The organism is Thioalkalivibrio sp. AKL7 (genome assembly GCF_000381705.1).
GTDB classification, from domain to species: domain Bacteria; phylum Pseudomonadota; class Gammaproteobacteria; order Ectothiorhodospirales; family Ectothiorhodospiraceae; genus Thioalkalivibrio; species Thioalkalivibrio versutus.
In genome coordinates, this window is the sequence record NZ_KB906948.1 from 283,120 (window position 1) to 299,883 (window position 16,764).

A 16,764-nucleotide genomic window follows, 5' to 3' on the forward strand; every position below is an offset into this window, starting at 1 on the left:
CTCAGCCCTGGTAGCGCAGACGCAGGGCCTCGATATTCTCCGTGCGCAGGCGCTCCAGCGCCTGGCGCACGCGGTCCTCGTCACTGAACGGGCCGAGGTAGACGCGGTACCAGGTCTCGCCCTGGATCTCGACCTCGTGCACTTTCGGGTCCAGACCGAGCAGGGTCAGTCGTGCCTTCATCTCGTCGGCCTGGGCAAAGCGGCGGAACGAGCCGGTCTGCAGGACGACCGGATCGCCTTCACTGGGCGATGCGGCCGGTGGCACAGCCGGGGCGGGCGCGTCGCGCTCGGACTCCGGCACCCGGATCTCGTCCTCGGGCAGCAGCTCGTAGTAGCGGAAGCGGGGCTCGTCGTCCGAGGGAACGGTGTCCCGCTCCACCGGTGCCGGGGTCGGGGCGGCCGTCTCGGTCGCGGGATCCGGGTCACCGAACAGCGCGCCCAGATCCGGCGAGCGGTCGGCACCCTGCAGGTACAGCACGGCGGCAAGCCCCAGGCCGATCAGCAGGCCGAGCAACATCCATACCCAGCCGGGGATCGGCCGCGAGGCCTTCCGCGGGGCGGACTTGCGACGGGTCTTGCGCGCCTGGGCCATGGTCTACATCCGTTCCGGGGCGGTCACGCCCAGCAGGCGCAGGCCGTTTTGCAGCACCTGCTTGGCGCCGGTCAGCAGCGCGAGGCGCGCGCCGATCACGTCGGGGTCGTCCGCGTTGAGGAAGGGTACCGCGTTGTAGTAGGCGTGGAAGCCGGCGGCCAGCTCGCGCAGGTACTGGGCGATCTGGTGCGGTTCGCAGGCCTCGGCGGCCGCCGCGATCACCTCCGGGAAACGGTCCAGGCGATCCAGCAGGTCATCCTCCTGCGGTTCGGTCAGGCGCGTGCTGAGGCCTGCGGCGTCGGCGGCGGCCGGGGCATGTCCGCGCTCGGCGGCGGTGCGCAGCACGCTGGCAATGCGCGCGTGGGCGTACTGGATGTAGTACATTGGGTTGTCGTTGGACTGCGACTTGGCGAGATCCAAGTCGAAGTCCAGGTGCTGGTCGCAGCGGCGCTGTACGTAGAAGAAGCGCGCGGCATCCGAGCCGACCTCGTCGCGCAGCTCGCGCAGGGTGACGAACTGCCCGGCACGGGTGGACATCGGCAGGCGCTCGCCACCGCGGTAGAGGATCGCGAACTGCACCAGCAGCACGTCGAGGCGGCCGGGGTCCAGGCCCAGGGCCTGCAGCGCGGCGCGCACGCGCGGGACGTAGCCGTGGTGGTCGGCGCCCCAGATGTTGATGACGCGCTCGAAACCGCGCTGGAACTTCTCGCGGTGGTAGGCGATGTCGGAGGCGAAGTAGGTGTAGTCGCCGTTCTCGCGGCGCACCACGCGGTCCTTGTCGTCGCCGTAGTCGGTAGAGCGGAACCACAGGGCCCCGTCCTGCTCGTACAGCGCGCCGCGCCCCTGCAGGTCCTCCACCGCGGCGTCGATCGCGCCGGAGTCGGCCAGGCTGCGTTCGGAGAACCAGCACTGGTACTCCACGCCGAACTCGCGCAGGTCGTCGCGGATGTCATCGAGGATCGCGTTCAGGCCGCAGTCGAACACCTTGCGGTAGAGCGTCTCGCCCAGGAGCTCGCGGGCGCGGCCGATCACCGCGTCGATGAAGGTTTCCTTGTCGCCGCCGTCCGGCTCGTCCGCCGGAAGACCGCGGGTGACGGCCTCGGCCGGGTGCACGCCCTGTTCGCCGATCTGCGCGGTCAGCGTCTCGGCGACCGGGTAGATGTAGTCGCCCTTGTAGCCGTTGGCCGGGAACGGCACCGGGACACCGTGCTGCTCCAGGTAGCGTAGCCACACACTGGCAGCGAGGATGTTCATCTGCCGCCCGGCGTCGTTCACGTAGTACTCGCGGGTGACATCGAACCCGCAGAAATCCAGCAGGTCGGCCACCGTGGCGCCGAAGGCCGCGCCGCGGCCATGGCCGACATGCAGCGGCCCGGTGGGATTGGCGGAGACGAATTCCACCTGCACCGGGCGTCCGCCGCCTACGCTGGAGCGGCCGAAGTCGGCACCTTGGGTCGCGACGCGGCCCAGCACCAGCGTGCGGGCATCCGCGGCCAGGCGGAAGTTGATGAAACCGGGGCCGGCGATCTCGGTGCCGGCGAGGCCGGGCACCTCGGGCATGGCCGCACACAGGGCCTCGGCCAGATCGCGTGGCTTGGATTTCGCCGGGCGCGCGAGCTGCATCGCGAGGTTGGCGGCGAAGTCGCCGTGTTCGCGGTCGCGCGCACGCGTGACCTGCACCTCGACACCGTGGTCGGCGGGTACGCGGCCTTCGGCCACCAGGGTCTCCAGTGCGGCCGCCAGGGCCTCGGTCAGGGTGTCTTTCAAGGGAAGCTCGATCCGTCGGGTAAAAAGGGCCGCATTCTAACCCGGAAGCGCTGGTCGTGCCGCCCCGGTACGGGGCGCTCGAAGGGAACCGGGCGGCGGTTTACGCCAGCGAGACCGGGTCGATGTCGATGGCGATGCGGGTGCCGCGCGGGAGGTCGTCGGTCTGCCAGGCGTGGCGGGCGAGGGTCAGGGCCCGATGGAGTGGGCCGCGCTGGGTGGACTGCAGCAGGATCTGTTCGCGGAAGCGGCGATTGACGCGGTGGCGCGGTGCGGGGGCCGGGCCGAGCACGCGCAGGCCTTCGGCGGCGGCGTTGCGCAGGTGGGTGGCGACGCGCTCGGCGTGGCGGCGGGTGGTCTCGGCATCGCCCGCCTCGACGCGGACCAGGGCCAGGTGGCCGTGGGGTGGCATCTCGGCGGCGGCGCGCTCCTCCAGCAGGGGCGCGACCATCGCCGGGTAGTCCGCGGCGTTCAGGCCGCGGATCAGGGGGTGGTCCGGATGACCGGTCTGCAGCAGGACGCGGCCGCCGCCGGAACCGCGTCCGGCGCGCCCGGCGGCCTGCACGATCAGCTGCAGGGTGTTTTCGGTCGCGCGCAGGTCGACGCTGAACAGGCCCTGGTCGACGTCAATCACGCCGACCAGTCCGACCTGCGGGAAGTCGTGGCCCTTGGCCAGCATCTGGGTCCCGACGACGATGGCGGCATCCAGCTGGCGAATGCGGTCCAGTGCCTCCTCGAGTGCCCCCTTGTGGCGGATGCTGTCGCGGTCCAGGCGGATCAGCGGAGTGGTCGGGTAGTGGCGGGCCAGGGCCTGTTCCAGGCGCTGGGTGCCGAGACCGCGCTGGGCCAGGGCCTCGCCGCATTGCGGGCAGCGCTGGGGGCGCGGTTCCTGGTGACCGCAGAGGTGGCAGACGGCACGCGGGTTGTGCGCGTGGATGGTCAGGCGCGCATCGCAGTCCGGGCATTCGGCGACCCAGCCGCAGGCGTCGCAGGCCAGCACGCGGGCGAAGCCGCGCCGGTTCAGTAGCAGGAAGCACTGGTGGCCGGCGGCGAGGGTCTGTTGCATGGCATCCAGAAGCGGGGCGGTGAGGCCCTCGTCCGGGGTGTGCACACGCGTGTCGATGGCCTCGACGGCGGGCGGTTGAGAGCCGTCCGGGCGCGTCGCCAGTCGGGCATGGGCGTAGCGGCCAGTGGTCGCCGCATGCAGGGTCTCCAGGGTCGGCGTGGCCGAGCCCAGGACCACCGCGGCCTGTTCCAGCTGGCCGCGCTTGATGGCCAGGTCGCGGGCGTTGTAACGAAAGCCGTCCTGCTGCTTGAAGGCACTGTCGTGCTCCTCGTCAACGATGATCAGGCCGAGATCGGGCAGGGGCGTGAACAGCGCCGAACGGGTGCCGACGACGATGCGGCGCTGCCCCTGACGGGCGGACTCCCAGGCGCGCAGGCGCTCGCCCTCGGACAGCCCGGAGTGGAGGAGGGCGACCTGCCCGGGGAAGCGCTGCTGGATGCGCGCGCTCAGCTGTGGCGTCAGGGCGATCTCGGGGATCAGGAACAGGACCTGGCGCCCGCGTGCCAGCACGCGTTCGGCCATTTGCAGGTAGACCTCGGTCTTGCCGCTGCCGGTAACACCCTCCAGCAGGAGGGGTACGCCGGTATCCGGGGTCAGGGCGTCGACGGCGGCGCGTTGTTCGGCGGTCAGGGTGTGGTCGCTGGTGTTCGGGGGCGGTGGCTGTTTCGGGTCGGGCGTGATCGCCTCCAGCCAGCCGCGTTCCGCAAACGCGCGCAGTTCGCGCGGGGCGAGTTGCAGCCCGGTGGCGGCGGCCAGGGTGGCGCGATCCAGGGCTGGTGAGGCATGTGGTGTGGAATCCGGGTGGGCCAGCGCGCGGAGGACGGCCTGCTGGCGTCGCCCGCGGGCGTCACCGTCGGCCAGCGCCTGGCGGCCCGCGGGTGTCATCCGCCACAGGGTCTCCGGGGTCAGGGCGGGGAGCGGGTCGCCATGGCGCAGGGCCGGGGGAAGTGCCCCCAGCAGGGCTTCGCCCAGGGGGTGGTGGTAGTAGCGCGCCCCGAACTGCAGCAACTCCAGCAGGCGGGGCCCCAGGATCGGTTTTGCCTCGGGTGCTTCCTGGATCGCACGCAGGCGGCCGGGTGCAACCTCGCTGGTGGATGCCAGCTCGACCACGACCCCGATGGTCGACCCGCGCCCGAAGGGCACGCGCACCCGCTGGCCGGGTGCAAGCGTCAGGTCCTCGGGGATGCGGTAGTCGAACAGCCGGTCCAGAGGGCGATCCAGCGCGATGCAGGCGATTCGGGGCGCGGCAGGCATGCGCACAGTCTACTGTGTCGGACGCCGGGGAGGGGGAGTGGCCGCCGCACTGCGGGAGGGGGTTATCCACAAAAGCTGTGGATAACTCTGTGGGTGAATCGGTATGAACATCCCTAAATGCTTGTTACTGCTAAGGGCTACTTGGATTGGGCAAAAATCGACCAGATCCATTTAATATAGGGAAAACAGCGAGTTATGATCGTTATGTGAAACCGAGTGCGCGCTGTGTGTGCTAACCGGGGTTTGACCCCGGCCCTTGTGGGTAGTTTGTACAGGAATCGTACAGATTTCGGGTTTCAATCCTGGCCCGGTGGGTGAGCAACAAAAAAACCCGGCACCGCAAAACGGTGGCCGGGTTTCGGTTGCGGGGCCCGGTGTCCGGGCCCCGCGAGTGGGGCGGGCCGACTAGCCGAGGGCCTTGACCGATGCCACCAGTTCGGCGGCCACCTTCTGGCCGTCGCCGTACAACATCTGGTTGTTGTCGGCATAGAACAGGTGGTTCTCGATGCCCGAGAAACCGGAGCCCTTGCCGCGCTTCACGCAGATGACGTTGTGCGCCTGGTCCGCGTTGAGGATCGGCATGCCGTAGATCGGCGAGTCCGGATTGGTCCGGGCCACCGGGTTCACGACGTCGTTCGCGCCGATGACCATGGCGACATCCGCGGTCTTGAACTCCTCGTTGATCTCGTCGAGGTCGAAGATGATGTCGTAGGGCACGCCGGCCTCGGCCAGCAGCACGTTCATGTGCCCGGGCATGCGGCCCGCGACCGGGTGGATCGCGAACTTCACGTCCACGCCGCGCTTCTGCAGCAGCTGGGTGAATTCCCAGATCTTGTGCTGTGCCTGCGCCACGGCCATGCCGTAGCCCGGCACGATGATCACCTTCTCGGCAAAGGCCATCATGATCCCGGCGTCGTTGGCCTGGATCTCCTTCATGGTGCCCTCGATCGCTTCCTCGGCACCCCCGCTGCTGCCACCGAACTGGCTGAACAGGATGTTCTTGATCGGGCGGTTCATTGCCTTGGCCATCAGCTGGGTCAACAGCGTGCCGGCCGCGCCAACGACGATACCGGCGATCATCAGGGCCGGGTTGTCGAGCACGATGCCCTTGAGGCCGACCGCGAGGCCGGTGAGGGCGTTGTACAGCGAGATGACCACCGGCATGTCGGCGCCGCCGATCGGCAGGGTCATCAGGATGCCGAAGGCGAGCGATAGGACGAAGAACAGCAGCAGTGTGGCCGAGCCGATCTCGCCGCCGCCGGTCGCCAGCATGAAGCCGAGGATCACGGTGATAGCAAAGATGGCGATGTTCACCACCTGCTGGCCCGGGAAGTGGAAGGTCTTCTTCATCAGGCCCTGCAGCTTGGCGTAGGCCACCAGCGAACCGGAGAAGGCGACCGAACCGATCAGCGAGCCGGTGGTGGCGATCGCCAGGCCGGTGTTGCTGACGCTTTCCGGGGTGGCCTGCAGCAGGTAGATCGCGCCGATGCCGGCCGCGGCGCCGCCGCCCATGCCGTTGTACAGCGCGATCATCTGCGGCATGTCGGTCATGGCGACCTTCTTGCCGCTCCACCAGGCGAGACCGCCACCGATGACGATACCCAGGACGATCAGGGTGTAGTTCACGCCCCCGGAGACCTCCGGATGCACGAAGGTCACGAGCGTGGCGAGCACCATCCCCACGCCGGCCCACATGATGCCCGGCCGCGCGGTGGTCGGCGAAGACATTTGCTTGAGGCCGACGATGAACAGGACCGCCGCCGCAAAATAGGCGAGGTTGATAATCAGACTCATGCGTTATCTCCCTTCTTGTCGTCCTTCTTGCTGGTCTTGAACATCTCCAGCATGCGTTCGGTGACGACATAGCCACCCACGGCGTTGCCCGCGGCCAGGATCACGGCGACAAAGCCGATGGCCTGTTCCAGCGGGGTCGTGGCGTGGCCGAGCGCGACCATGGTCCCGACCAGCACGATGCCGTGGACGAAGTTGGAACCGGACATCAGCGGGGTATGCAGGATGACCGGGACCTTGGAGATGATCTCGTAGCCGGTGAAGGCCGCGAGCATGAAGATGTACAGCGCGATAAAGCCTTCGATGATCATGATTGAGCTCCCTTCAGGGCCTCGCGGGTGGCCTCGTGCACGATCTCGCCATCGCGGGTCAGCACGCTCTTGGCGATGACCTCGTCATCCCAGTCGGGCTGGAATTCGCCGCCTTCGGCGATCATCGGCGTGAGGAAATTCAGCAGGTTCTTGGCATACATCTCGGAGGCATGCAGCGGGACCTGCGAGGGCACGTTCAACGGGGCATGGATGATCACGCCCTTGTGGTCGTGGGTCTCGCCGGGCTTGCTCAGCTCGCAGTTGCCGCCACCTTCGGCCGCCAGGTCGATGATGACCGCACCCGGCTTCATGCCCTCGACCATGATCTTGGGGATCAGCTTGGGTGCATCGCGTCCCGGGATCGCGGCGGTGGTGATCAGCACGTCGGCCTTGGCGATGTACTCGCCCAGGGCATCCTGCTGCTGCTTTTTCTCTTCCGCGGTCAGTTCGCGGGCGTAGCCGCCCTCGCCCTCGGCGGAGACGCCGAGATCGAGGAACTTCGCGCCGAGCGACTCGACCTGCTCCTTGGTGGCGGAGCGCACGTCATAGGCCTCGACCATCGCGCCCAGGCGCTTGGCCGTGGCAATCGCCTGCAGTCCGGCCACGCCGGCGCCGATCACGATGACCTTGGCCGGACGGATGGTGCCGGCCGCGGTGGTCAGCATCGGGAAGAAGCGGCAGGACAGGTCGGAGCCCATGATCGCGCCCTTGTAGCCGACCACGGCCGCCTGCGAGGACAGCACGTCCATGCTCTGGGCGCGCGAGATGCGCGGGATCAGCTCCATCGCGAAGCTCAGGATCTTGCGCTCCTGCATCGCCTTGACCACATCCGGGTTGCGGTGGGCGTGGAACAGGCTGACCACGGTCGAGCCTTCCGGCAGCTGGTTGATCTCCTCGACTGTCGGCGGTGCCACGCGGACCATCAGGTCCGACTGGCCGTAGGCGGTCTCGGTGTCGACCACGGAGGCCTTATCGTAGGCCGCATCCGGAAAATGGGCCTCGGAACCGGCACCCTTTTCCAGCTGCACCGTGATGCCCATATCGCTGAACTTGGCCGCTACCGACGGATCCAGGGCCACGCGGCGCTCGCCGCTGGCGGACTCCTTGGGAACGGATAATTTGATTGCCATGCGCTCTCTCCCCGGGCCAAGCGTTCCCGTATTCCCTATGGGACGTTCAGCCGCGCTCGCGGGTGGTGAAATCGGATGCGGCACGCGTGATTCGGGCGTGCCGCACAAAAAACGACCCGCGAGTGTAGCGGATCCGGCCTCGTGCTTAAACCGTGTCCACTCTCGTTGCAGGGCCCGTCAGGTTGGGCGAGCTTACGATACCGCGGGTCATGGCGTTGTAATTGCTTTGTTCCTGAAGGCTGTTTATTGTTTTTCGGGTATCGAAGGCGGCATGGATTTGTTCACCCGTACGCCGCGTGAGCAAATCCGTGTTTCCTTGAGACGGGACGGGGTCATGTTGCCGAATGAGCATCAGGTCCTGCGCACGGATGCCGCGGGCATGCCGCTGGAGTGGATCGGCCTGGAGCAGGCCGTGCGCCTCTATTACACCGAGCAGGTGGCCTACACCTGTGGCAGCCCGCTATATCGCATGCGCGGCGGCATCAACGCGCGCACCGGGTTGCAGTCACGGGTCGAGGTCAACTCGATCATCGCCACTCACGGCACCCGCAAGTCCCGCTTCAACGACTACATCCCCCCGCTCAATAACACCACCCTGTTCCGCCGCGATGCCCACCTTTGCCTCTACTGCGGTCACGCGTTCCCCGAACACGATCTGTCCCGCGACCACGTGACCCCGATCAGCCAGGACGGCGAAGACACCTGGACCAACGTGGTCACCGCCTGCAAGCGCTGCAATAACCACAAGGCCGGGTTCACGCCGGAAGAGGCCGGGATGCAGTTGCTCGCCATCCCGTTTACGCCCACCCACGCGGAATACATCTTCCTCAAGGGCAAGCGCGTGCTGGCCGACCAGATGGAGTTCCTGCAGGCGCACTTCCCGCGTACCAGCCCGTTGCGGGGTCGTAGCGTCTGATCCGTCCCGGGCGCGCGCCCACTCGTGCCCGCGGGTATCCTTGGCGTGTGAACCAAAGCGACGCTCCGTGACTCCGACAGGGAGTCACCGTCCCCCATGCCTGCAAGGAGCCCCATGAAGTATTTCGGAGAAGCGGATTATCGCCATGGCCAGGCGCGCGGCGTCGGCGTTTTGCTGACCAACCTGGGGACGCCGGACGAACCCACCGCGCCCGCCTTGCGGCGCTACCTGAAGGAGTTCCTCTGGGACCCGCGCGTGGTCGAGGTCCCGCGACCCATCTGGTGGCTGATCCTGAACGGCGTGATCCTGAATATCCGGCCGAAGCGCTCGGCGGCGAAATACGCAACCGTCTGGACCGACGAGGGCTCGCCGCTGCTGGCGATCTCGAAACGCCAGGCCGCCGGTGTGCGCGAGCGCCTGGCCGCGCAGGTCGGCGAGGATGTCCCGGTCGCCCTGGGCATGCGCTATGGCAACCCGTCCATTGAATCCGGCCTGGACGAATTGCGCCGCCAGGGCGTGCGTCGTGTGGTCGTGTTGCCGCTGTACCCGCAGTACTCGGCCAGCACCAATGGCTCCACCTTCGATGCCGTGGCCGACGTGCTCAAGGGCTGGCGCTGGGTGCCCGATCTGCAGTTCATCGCCGCCTATGACGCCCAGCCCGGCTACATCGAGGCCCTGGCCAACAGCGTGCGCGAGCACTGGCAGGCGCATGGTCAGGCCGATCGCCTGATGATGTCCTTCCACGGCATCCCCAAACGCTACCTGCTGCAGGGCGACCCCTACCACTGCCTGTGCCACGCCACCGGGCACAAGCTGGCGCAGGCGCTGGGGCTGAACGACGACCAGTGGCAGGTCACCTTCCAGTCGCGCTTCGGTCGCGAGGAATGGCTGCAGCCCTACACCGACAAGACCCTGGAGGCCTTGCCGGGACAGGGCGTGCGCTCGGTGGACGTGATCTGCCCCGGTTTCTCGGCGGATTGCCTGGAGACCATCGAGGAGATCGGCGACGAAAACCGCGAGATCTTCACCGAGGCCGGCGGCGAGCGCTTCCACTACATCCCGGCGCTGAACGACCGCGCCGATCATCTCGACTTCCTGGCCGGGCTGCTGCAGCAGCACCTGGCGCCGTGGCTCGACGATCCGGACAACGCCCCCGAGGCGCGTGCGGCTGCGCGCGAGCGCGCGCTGGCCATGGGTGCCAAGCAGTAGATCGGCGATGGATCGACCCACGATGGACGGCCGGGGATCGCACACGATCGAGATCGGCGCCGTGATCATCGGCGACGAGCTCCTGAGCGGGAAGCGCCGCGATCGGCATCAGGCGCACCTGACCGCGGCGCTGGCGGAAAGGGGGCTGGAACTTGCGTGGATCCGTATCGTCGGTGATAACGCCCGCCTGCTGACGCAGACCTTCCGCGAGACCCTGGCCAGCGGCGCCGAGGTGTTCAGCTTCGGCGGCATCGGCGCGACCCCGGATGATCGCACCCGCGCCTGCCTGGCCGAGGCACTGGGCCGGCCGCTGGCGCCTCATCCCGAATTCATGGCCATCCTCGAGGAGCGCTTCGGTGCCGACGCCTGGCCCCACCGCGTACGCATGGCCGAGCTCCCCGAGGGGGCCAGCCTGATCCCGAACCCGGTCAACGGCATCCCCGGCTTTAGCTGTGCGCAGCATCACTGCGTACCCGGTTTCCCGGCCATGGCCGAGCCCATGGCCCGCCGGGTCCTGGAGCAGCGCTTCCCCGACCGCGATGCGGCAGCGGGTGCCGTGGAAGAGGTCCTGCGCCTGGAGAATGTCACCGAGAGCCGCCTGGTCCCGGTGCTCGAGGCCATGGAGGCCGCGTTCCCCGACCTGCGCATCTCCTGTCTCCCGCGCATGGACCGCCAGGCGCCGCAGGTCGAGCTGGGCCTGCGTGGCGCCCGCGCCCGCGTCACCGAGGCCCAGGCCGCCTTGCGCCAGCACCTGATCGCCGGCGGTTTTCTGGCGTACTAGTCTGCAGCCTCTTGGCAGGGCAACGGTGCTATAAAGCCCTTGCGCACCCTGGCGTTCCCGGTATATATCCTGTGGGGAAGACGCTGATCTGGGCGTCTGCCTGACAGGCGCCCGCCTGCGCGCCGCGATCGCGGCCCGAATGGAAGACCCGAGTACGTGAACCTGCCTGCCCTTGGCCCCGAATGGCTGGAAGCCGCCGAGACCGCGCCAACCCTTGCGCCGGTCGTGGCCGACTCCTCCTCTGAATTCTGCGAGCCCGACGGCTGGCTGGATGCGCTGGCGCACGAGCATCGGCTCGTCTGGCCCGATTTCCTGCCGCAGGAGATCGTCGACGCCCTGCGAGAGGAGGTCTATGCGCTGCGTGATGCGGCGCAACTGGCGCAGGCGCGGATCGGCCGTGCCGGCGAACGCCATCGGGACCGGGCGACCCGCGGCGATTGGATTCACTGGCTGGATGGCGCGAGTCCCGCGCAGCAGGCGTTCATGGCGCGCCTCGACGAGATTCGTTTGCAGGCGAGCCGGGCGTTGATTCCGGGCCTGTTCGAGACCGAATCCCACTTCGCCCTGTATCCGCCTGGCACGCACTACGCCCGGCACGTGGACGCCTTTCAGGCCGGCAACTGCCGCCGCCTGTCCCTGGTGTTCTACCTGAACCGTCACTGGCGTGAACGCGACGGCGGCCAGCTCGCAATCTACGACAGCGAAGGGCGCGAGATCCGCCGCATCCAGCCACGCGCGGGGACGCTGGTGATGTTTCTCAGTCAGACCGTACCCCATGCCGTCCTGCCTACCCGCCGCTGGCGCGCCAGCATCGCCTCCTGGATGCGCATCCGCGATCTCTCGGGCCCCCTCGCCAGCCTCGCCAGCCTCGACCGCTTCTGACGCTTCTGGTTGCCTCGGCGGTGTCGACCAACGCTGCGGCGGGCCGACGCCTGCCGAGTTCTCGCCGAAATCGCAAGTCGACCCCGCCCATTCGCGACGCGGGACTCGCCCCGACAGCGGCTCCGTGCGGTTCGTTTCGTGTGATGCGCTTCTGGTTTTCCAGCCTTTCCGCGGTCCATGCGGCTTTGTGCGTCATCGGGCCTGGCAAACTGCCTAGGCTTGCAAAGGACGTTTCTGGCTAGAGGGAGACCGTGATGCACAAGATTGGCAATTTGACTCGTTTGGTGGGGTTGGGGATCGCGACGGCGGGGCTCGTCGCCTGTGGCGGCGGCGGGAGCAGCGGTGGCGGGACCGGACAGATGAGCCTTGCCGTGACGGATGCCCCTGTCGATTCGGCCAGCCGGGTCGTGGTCCGCTTTACCCATATCGAGCTACAGCCTTCCGACGGCGAACGCATTCGCATCGATCTGGGTGAGGACGAATCCGTTCGCGAGATCGATTTGCTCGCGTTGCAAGGCGAAGACTCTGAATTCCTGTTCGAGGACGCAGAAGTCCCGGCAGGCGATTACGACTGGATCCGTTTTCATCTGGAGCGCGAAGAGGGTGTCAGTGCGCCGCCGCTCTCCAATTTCGCGACCAGCTCGTTCATCGAGTTCGTGGATGGCTACAGCGAGAACCTGATCATCCCGGGTGGGTTGCAGGCGGGCTTGCAGCTATCCAGCGGCTTCAGCATTGCGGAGGACGAAGAGGCCTCGTTCACCGTGGACTTTGATCTGCGCAAAGCGATCCGCGAAGACACTCGCTTTGAGGGCTACCATCGCATGCGGCGTTCGCTGCGTTTGGTGGATAACCGTGAAGCGGGCGCCATTACGGGGACAGTGGATCCCGGGCTGCTCCCCGCGGATTTCACCTGCGAAGAGCGCGAACCGGGGCTGTACGCCTGCCCGGGCGCGGCGGTTTATGTCTTCGAGGGCCCTGACCGTGAGCCGCGTGATCTCCGCGACGACGATGACGATGCGGTGACCACGGCCAACGTGCACTACCGCCATGTCGAGGCGACCGGTGACTGGGAGTACCGCTACACCGCAGGATTCCTGGAGGCGGGCGATTACACGGTGGCCCTGACCTTCGAGGCGGGCGAGGACGATCCGGAGGAGGCCACTGCCATCGAGTTCGTCGATCAGGCCAACGCCGAAGTCGAGGCGGGTGAGACGACGGAAGTGAATTTCCCGGATAGCTAGTATCGATCGTCCGAGTGGGTTACGGCTTATGGGCCGCTGCCCTGCAGTAGGGGAAAGCCATAGGGGTGCCGGGTTCTGACCCGGCACCCCTTTCTGTTTCTAGGTGTAAATCGTTTCCCGCGTCCCGGTGCGAGGCCCGGTGATCCAGTTCACCCCAAGCGCTGGGCAGCGGGGCTACAGGGCAAAACCACCGTCTGTGAACGGCCGCCAGGCGATTCCGAAGTCGAGTCCGGTACGGTCGCGATCCACCCGGAAGGTCTCGCGGGCTCCATATTGAGGCCAGGCTCCGCAGGCCTCGGCGCCGGCACAAATCTGGTCATCGCCCGCGATGTTGGTGCCGGCGACCACGCGATAATCCCCGGCGGGCACCCCTTCGAAGCGATAGCGGTAGGTCCCGAACTCGGGTTCCAGGGCCGTTTGCGCCACGACGCGATCGTCGCGGTCGAGCAGGAGTACGTAGACCCGTCCCACGGTATCGCTTTGCGGGTCGCGCTCGGCGACCCGGATGCCGACCGGAATGTCGCGCGGGTCGCCGTTGTCGGCGGTGATGCGCAAGCGAGACTCGTAGTCGCCCGGGCTCAGGGCATCGCGCTGCCCGTAGGCGTGATAAAGCCCCAGACCGTCGTCGGTGACCGCGTGTTGTTCCACGGTGAGCCAGGTCGCGGGCGAGGCGATGTCTTCAATCAGCAGGGTGCCATCGCCCCCGTTGCGCAGGCGCAGATCCAGGCCCGTTCCGGTGAAGCCGAAGTTCAGGCTTTGTGGGGATGCCGAGATCCGGGGTGCCAGCTCTCCCGAGCCGGCCCGGGCCGCGATCTCCTGGACCGCCTGATGCGCGTCGATCTCGCCCCACCCGGTTTCCGGGTCCCAACCCGTGGGTCCCAGGTCCTGGGTGAGCTGGCCCGATTCGAGCAGCTCCAGCAGCAATCCCGGGGAGAGCTCCGGATTCACCGCGTGGCCCAGCGCAAGGACGCCGGAAACGACCGCTGTGGACATTGAAGTGCCCTGAAGGAATGCGTAGTCCGATGCAAGGGTTTCGCCCGTGTCATTGACCCAGGTGCTCAGGATGCCGTCTTCGGGGTGAATCATGACGCCCCCGGGCGCCACCAGGTCCAGGCGGGGGCCGTAGTTGCTGTACCAGGCGCGTTCGGCGTTGCGGTCCGTGGCGCCCGCTGCCAGTACCGATTCGTAGGCCGCGGGATAGCCGACCGTGCCGACTCCGTCGTTGCCCGAGGACGCGACCACCAGGATTCCGAGCTCGCGTACCTCCTGCAAGAGTGCATCGGCCTCTGCGCTGTAGCCACCGCCCCCGAGACTGAGGTTGATGATGTCGGCCGGCTTGTCGGGTACGGTGCCGGAGTCGTTCGGCAGACCCGCGGCATAGCGAATCCCCTGTAGCGTGTCGTTCAGGGTCCCGGTCCCGTTCAGCGTCCAGACGGGGAGGATGTCCACCCCCCAGGAGATGCCGGCGACGCCCAGACTGTTGTCGGTGGCCGCCCCGATAATTCCGGTGACGTGCGTACCATGCCAGGAACGCTCTTCATCACAGGTGCTGTCTGCCGGATCGCAGACAAACCGCTTTGTCGGGAAGAGTCGGTTCTCGTCCAGGTCTTCGTGCTCGCGGTAGACGCCGGTATCGATGACGGCCACGACAACCTCTTCGTCTGCTTCCTGGCCGGTGGTGATGTCCCAGGCTTGCGGCAGGTTGATGGCTTCGTGGAACCATTGATCTCCCCAGTGTGGGTCGTTGGGCGTCGTCCGCAGGGGAGTCATTCGGTAGTTGGGCGATGCCGAGACGATATCCGGTTGTCCCCGCAGCGCCTTGATGACGCGCAGGGTGTCATGGCGAGCGGCGTGTTCCGGGGTGCGCCAGGCCACTGCGGGCGAGATCGAGGGCGTATGCAGGCCCAGCGTACTGATGACTGCCTCCGCATGACCCTCGGGGATGCGCCAGAGCTGCTCGCGTCCCGGCGCCCCGGAAATCCTCTGCAGGAGCATGTCGGCCGGGGTTTTCCCTTGTGCAAATGGGCGGATCTCGTCCGCGCTGCGCACGATGATCTCGCCCGGCACAAAGTCATCCGCCACACGCAGGCTTGCCGCATGCGCGGGGTCCAGCAGCTGCGACGAGTCGAGTCGCAAATGGTACGCGGACTGGCCCGAATAGGCCGATACCCGGACATAGTAAAGCCCGGCCTCGGGTGCGACGACGCGTTCGAAACCGTCGATCCCGATGGAGGCATCCACCAGCATCCCGTCTTCATCAATCAGGTTCAGGTCGAGATCGGCCCGTGCGGGATCCGGGAACTCCAGCAAGGCCTGGTCGCCGGCCTCGAACTCGGCCACGAATATGTCATCCGGGTCTCCGGCCGAGCCGAAGCGGCTGTCGGTCAGGGGGCTGGCCACAAATCCGCCGATGATGGCGGGCATGCGCACCGCTTGCGCATTGGCCAGGTCGTTGTTGCTGGAGATCCGGCTTTCCGGGTCGTTCGTATCGGAATCGACATGATGCAAGGCCTGCACCTCGATGCTCCCGGACACGACGAAACCCCCACTGGATGATCCGCCGCCCCCACCCCCGCACCCGACCGCCAGAAGCGCCGAAGACAACGCCAGTGAAATCCATGCGAAGACCTGCCGCATCGATCGCGCTGGTTCATGGCGATGCACGTCGCCATTTGATGGGCCGAATGACTGCTTCACTCCAAAGCTCCTCCGGGTCACCAGCATGTCTGGGGCATCGGCGATTTCGACGGGTGCGCCCAGCGCGCTGTCCTTCAAGCTCGCTCGGCCGCCGACGCGAGAAGGAACTCGCCGCGGTCGAACAAGAATCGCAGGTCCGGGCGGCTGGGACTGTCAAACCCTGCCCAGTTCGGTCTTTTAGTATCGGTCAGGAGTGGCTTTCCATATGGGTTCTGGCTGTTTGCGCGGCTGGTGATTGAATCCCCGGTTCTTTAGACTCGGCCAAGCCCTCACAGGCTTTATGGAAAAAATAAAAGGGAGAAGGGAAGTATGTGGAATCTGAAATCGGCAGAGGGATCTGCATGGAAGCTCGGCCTTGCGGCCGTGACAATCGCCCTGGTGGCAGGCTGCGGAGGGTCGTCCGGTGGTGGCGGTTCTTCAAGCGGGAGCGATGAAGGCGATGAACAGGAACAAGCGTCTGCAGAAGGCATCTGGCGTGGCACCTTCACCGAAGAAGGCGTTGGGACGTTCGATGCCCAAGGACTTTTCTACGACGGCCGGGTGTTTGCGATCAGCGAGGACGAGGGGGTCATTTACGCTGGCGAATACTCGGTAACGGGTGAGCGGGTGAATGCCGATGTCCGTGCTTACGGAATCAACGGCTGGTACTTCGCGGATGCTGTGCTGGAAGGCACGGTGACGACGTCAGAATCCATGAGTCTGGTATTCGAAACCTCACTGGACACCGAGGGTACGGTTTCCCTTGAATACGACACCCAGTACGACCAGCCTTCGGATACGGACATGATCGAAGGTAGTTGGGGCTACTATGAACCTGGATACCATGTTGTAGTCCCTATCGATGCTGCGGGCGACTTCTTTGCCCAGGACAGTGAGGGGTGTTTCTATTCCGGAGGGGCGCGGTCCCTGAATCCGGACAAGAATCTCTACTCGGTCGATATGACGGTTGAGGGATGTGACAATCTGAACGGAGACTACACTGGCTTTGCGGCCTTGCTGAACGAGCCGGGCATGGGCGAAATTCTGCAGATCGTAGTCTCCAACCCGAATGCCATTGTCTTCCGGCCCTTGCAGCCAGTGCTCTGATATTGGTCAACCCTGGGGGTTGGCTTGCGTGTTCAGATGAACCG

At 66.5% G+C, this 16,764-nt stretch carries 13 protein-coding genes; 6 read left to right on the forward strand and 7 right to left on the reverse strand.

Features of this window, described 5'->3' with window-relative positions; all coding sequences use genetic code 11:
• Position 1: 1 nt before the first annotated feature.
• The 6 genes from G315_RS0104255 to G315_RS0104280 form a co-directional block, all read right to left on the reverse strand.
• A complete protein-coding gene (locus tag G315_RS0104255; RefSeq protein WP_018144585.1) occupies positions 2 to 592 on the reverse strand; it encodes an SPOR domain-containing protein in 591 nt (196 codons plus the stop codon).
• Positions 593 to 595: 3 nt separating this feature from the next.
• Positions 596 to 2,359, reverse strand: coding sequence for an arginine--tRNA ligase (argS, locus tag G315_RS0104260; protein WP_018144584.1), 1,764 nt, complete (start codon positions 2,357 to 2,359; stop codon positions 596 to 598).
• 100 nt (positions 2,360 to 2,459) lie between these two features.
• Positions 2,460 to 4,676: a primosomal protein N' gene (locus tag G315_RS0104265; protein WP_019611998.1), complete on the reverse strand. Its 2,217-nt coding sequence runs from the start codon at positions 4,674 to 4,676 to the stop codon at positions 2,460 to 2,462.
• Between the two features lie 405 nt (positions 4,677 to 5,081).
• Positions 5,082 to 6,470 (reverse strand): NAD(P)(+) transhydrogenase (Re/Si-specific) subunit beta, encoded by a 1,389-nt coding sequence (locus G315_RS0104270; protein WP_018144582.1) that lies wholly within the window; start codon positions 6,468 to 6,470, stop codon positions 5,082 to 5,084.
• On the reverse strand, positions 6,467 to 6,778 hold the full coding sequence (locus tag G315_RS0104275) for an NAD(P) transhydrogenase subunit alpha (RefSeq protein ID WP_017942675.1): 312 nt from the start codon (positions 6,776 to 6,778) through the stop codon (positions 6,467 to 6,469). Before G315_RS0104275 ends, G315_RS0104270 begins: the two co-directional genes overlap by 4 nt.
• Positions 6,775 to 7,908 carry an NAD(P) transhydrogenase subunit alpha gene (locus G315_RS0104280; protein WP_018144581.1) on the reverse strand — a complete coding sequence of 378 codons (1,134 nt, stop codon included), beginning with the start codon at positions 7,906 to 7,908 and terminating at the stop codon, positions 6,775 to 6,777. The genes G315_RS0104275 and G315_RS0104280 overlap by 4 nt, the downstream gene beginning before the upstream one ends.
• A 334-nt stretch (positions 7,909 to 8,242) precedes the next feature.
• Here G315_RS0104280 and G315_RS0104285 point away from each other — a divergent pair, with 334 nt between their 5' ends.
• The 5 genes from G315_RS0104285 to G315_RS0104305 all read left to right on the forward strand — a co-directional run bounded on the left by G315_RS0104285 (position 8,243) and on the right by G315_RS0104305 (position 12,937).
• Complete coding sequence (locus tag G315_RS0104285; RefSeq protein WP_018144580.1) at positions 8,243 to 8,824, forward strand: HNH endonuclease; 582 nt, start codon at positions 8,243 to 8,245, stop codon at positions 8,822 to 8,824.
• Between the two features lie 114 nt (positions 8,825 to 8,938).
• Positions 8,939 to 10,033: a ferrochelatase gene (gene hemH / locus G315_RS0104290; RefSeq protein WP_018144579.1), complete on the forward strand. Its 1,095-nt coding sequence runs from the start codon at positions 8,939 to 8,941 to the stop codon at positions 10,031 to 10,033.
• Between the two features lie 22 nt (positions 10,034 to 10,055).
• Complete coding sequence (locus G315_RS0104295) at positions 10,056 to 10,814, forward strand: molybdopterin-binding protein (RefSeq protein ID WP_018144578.1); 759 nt, start codon at positions 10,056 to 10,058, stop codon at positions 10,812 to 10,814.
• 156 nt (positions 10,815 to 10,970) lie between these two features.
• Positions 10,971 to 11,696 (forward strand): 2OG-Fe(II) oxygenase, encoded by a 726-nt coding sequence (locus tag G315_RS0104300; RefSeq protein ID WP_018144577.1) that lies wholly within the window; start codon positions 10,971 to 10,973, stop codon positions 11,694 to 11,696.
• Between the two features lie 254 nt (positions 11,697 to 11,950).
• Positions 11,951 to 12,937: a DUF4382 domain-containing protein gene (locus G315_RS0104305; protein ID WP_018144576.1), complete on the forward strand. Its 987-nt coding sequence runs from the start codon at positions 11,951 to 11,953 to the stop codon at positions 12,935 to 12,937.
• 174 nt (positions 12,938 to 13,111) lie between these two features.
• Here G315_RS0104305 and G315_RS0104310 read toward each other — a convergent pair whose 3' ends face one another.
• Positions 13,112 to 15,454, reverse strand: coding sequence for a S8 family serine peptidase (locus G315_RS0104310; RefSeq protein ID WP_018144575.1), 2,343 nt, complete (start codon positions 15,452 to 15,454; stop codon positions 13,112 to 13,114).
• A 489-nt stretch (positions 15,455 to 15,943) separates the two neighbouring features.
• On the opposite strand from G315_RS0104310, the gene G315_RS0104315 reads away from it, so the two are divergent.
• Positions 15,944 to 16,720: a hypothetical protein gene (locus G315_RS0104315; protein ID WP_018144574.1), complete on the forward strand. Its 777-nt coding sequence runs from the start codon at positions 15,944 to 15,946 to the stop codon at positions 16,718 to 16,720.
• Positions 16,721 to 16,764: the final 44 nt, after the last annotated feature.

What these genes read in the sequence shown, in the direction of transcription:
- G315_RS0104270 (WP_018144582.1), bottom strand. Translation starts at nt 6,470, where the DNA reads ATGAGTCTGATTATCAACCTCGCCTATTTTGCGGCGGCGGTCCTGTTC.
- G315_RS0104265 (WP_019611998.1), bottom strand. Translation starts at nt 4,676, where the DNA reads ATGCCTGCCGCGCCCCGAATCGCCTGCATCGCGCTGGATCGCCCTCTG.
- G315_RS0104285 (WP_018144580.1), top strand. Translation starts at nt 8,243, where the DNA reads ATGTTGCCGAATGAGCATCAGGTCCTGCGCACGGATGCCGCGGGCATG.
- hemH (WP_018144579.1), top strand. Translation starts at nt 8,939, where the DNA reads ATGAAGTATTTCGGAGAAGCGGATTATCGCCATGGCCAGGCGCGCGGC.
- G315_RS0104315 (WP_018144574.1), top strand. Translation starts at nt 15,944, where the DNA reads ATGTGGAATCTGAAATCGGCAGAGGGATCTGCATGGAAGCTCGGCCTT.
- G315_RS0104280 (WP_018144581.1), bottom strand. Translation starts at nt 7,908, where the DNA reads ATGGCAATCAAATTATCCGTTCCCAAGGAGTCCGCCAGCGGCGAGCGC.
- G315_RS0104305 (WP_018144576.1), top strand. Translation starts at nt 11,951, where the DNA reads ATGCACAAGATTGGCAATTTGACTCGTTTGGTGGGGTTGGGGATCGCG.
- G315_RS0104275 (WP_017942675.1), bottom strand. Translation starts at nt 6,778, where the DNA reads ATGATCATCGAAGGCTTTATCGCGCTGTACATCTTCATGCTCGCGGCC.
- G315_RS0104255 (WP_018144585.1), bottom strand. Translation starts at nt 592, where the DNA reads ATGGCCCAGGCGCGCAAGACCCGTCGCAAGTCCGCCCCGCGGAAGGCC.
- G315_RS0104295 (WP_018144578.1), top strand. Translation starts at nt 10,056, where the DNA reads ATGGACGGCCGGGGATCGCACACGATCGAGATCGGCGCCGTGATCATC.